This window comes from uncultured Agitococcus sp., from assembly GCF_937920075.1.
Lineage (GTDB): Bacteria > Pseudomonadota > Gammaproteobacteria > Pseudomonadales > Moraxellaceae > Agitococcus.
Map to the genome: position 1 here is coordinate 1 of NZ_CALETI010000108.1, position 1,872 is coordinate 1,872.

The window sequence follows — 1,872 nt, forward strand, 5'->3', positions numbered from 1 at the left end:
GCCAACTCCGCAGCCATTGGCAAACCATCACCCATCAAATGAAAGAGCTGGAAGAAGAAAACAATCGCATCTTTATCGAAGCCTACGGCCTACAAGACGAACTCACGCCCGAAGTCCCTCTTAAAGAAATTACCTTAACCTGTAACCCTTACTATCGTTACGGCGGTGACAAAACACCCGAAGAACTCGAAGCCCAACTACTCACCGACACCATCAAAGAATTAATTTCTTATGCCGTCGGTTGTATGTTTGGCCGCTACAGCTTAGACAAAGCAGGCTTAGTCTTAGCCAATCAAGGCCAAACCCTAGCCGATTATTTACAGCAAATTCCTCAACCACGTTTTATGCCTGACGAAGACAACGTCATCCCTATTTTAGATAACGACTGGTTTAGCGATGACATCACCGAACGCTTTAAAGAATTTTTAAAAGTTAGTTTTGGCAAAGACAGCTTTGAACAAAACATCGACTTTATACAACAAGCACTTGGCAAAAAAGGCAAAGCGCAAACCCTCCGCGACTACTTTTTAAAAGACTTTTATAACGACCACGTTAAACGCTACAAAAAACGGCCTATTTATTGGTTATTTAGCAGTCCTAAAGGCAGCTTTAATGCCCTAATTTATGTCCACCGTTATCAAACAGATACCGTCAGTGTGGTGCTAAACAATTACTTACGCGAATTTAGAACCAAACTTTTAGCGCGTAAAAGCTACCTAGAACAACTAAGTATTAGCGATTCGGCCAGCCAAAGTGATAAAACCAAAGCGGTAAAAGACCTCGAAGCCCTTAAAAAAGTGCTAACCGAACTCGACGACTACGAAAGAGATATACTCTACCCACTAGCCACCCAACAAATCGCCATAGACCTTGATGATGGCGTAAAAGTAAACTATGGCAAATTGGGTGCAGCCCTGAAAAAAATTGTAGGCTTAGAGACAGGCGATGATTAACCATGACCACCAATAACACGACAAGCAACGAATCAACGGCTAAATTTAAGCTAAATAGCTTGCAACTCAGTGGCTTTAAGTCGATTGCTGCAACAGGTCAACACCTAGACTTTGGCGATGTCACGGTATTATTAGGCGCAAATGGTTGTGGCAAAAGCAATTTAATTTCGTTTTTTAAAATGCTTAATCATATCGTTCAGGACAATTTACCGTCCTATGTCGGCAAACAAGGCGGTACAGATGCGTTATTGTTTTATGGTTCAGCCATTACCGACAAAATAGACTTTGCATTGAGCTTCCAAAAAGCAAAATACAGCTTGGAATATTATGCTCATTTGCAATTTGGTATGCCTGACCGTTTGTTTTTTGAAAAAGAAGGCTTTGCTCAAGGTTTGATAGGTGAAGACCCAGCCCTAGTTTCTACTATCACTGGAACAGGCAACAGCAGCTCTGCCCTGTTTGCAGAAAATAGTAAATTAGATGCGATGTTTAAATCGGTGATGATGTCTCGCTCAGAAGTTCTTCAAGTATTATCAGGCATTCACACCTATCAATTTCATGATACCTCCGACACTGCCAAAATCAAACGTAATAGCTTTAAAGACGATGCTCATTATTTACGCGAAGATGCCGCTAACTTAGCTGCATTTTTACGAGTGATGAAAGAAACACCGAGCAAAAAAAAATACTATCAGCGTATTGTGCGTCATATTCAACACGTTATGCCGCAGTTTGGCGATTTTGACTTGCAGCTTTTAGCCGATAACAACAACTATGTTCGCCTTAACTGGCGCGAAAAAGGCGGTGATTATCTGTTTGGTGCACATCAAATTTCTGATGGCTCATTACGCTTTATGGCCTTAGCTACTTTGCTATTGCAGCCCCCAGACACTTTACCTAATGTGATTGTTTTGGATGA

Annotated in this window: 1 protein-coding gene and 1 pseudogene; both read left to right on the forward strand. The window is 41.4% G+C overall.

Going from position 1 to position 1,872, the window contains the following annotated elements; all coding sequences use genetic code 11:
- Positions 1–953: pseudogene (locus Q0212_RS03850) on the forward strand (class I SAM-dependent DNA methyltransferase); the annotation flags it as partial.
- Between the two features lie 2 nt (positions 954–955).
- The coding region (locus tag Q0212_RS03855) for an AAA family ATPase (protein WP_297922480.1) at positions 956–1,872 on the forward strand (917 nt) is incomplete at its 3' end.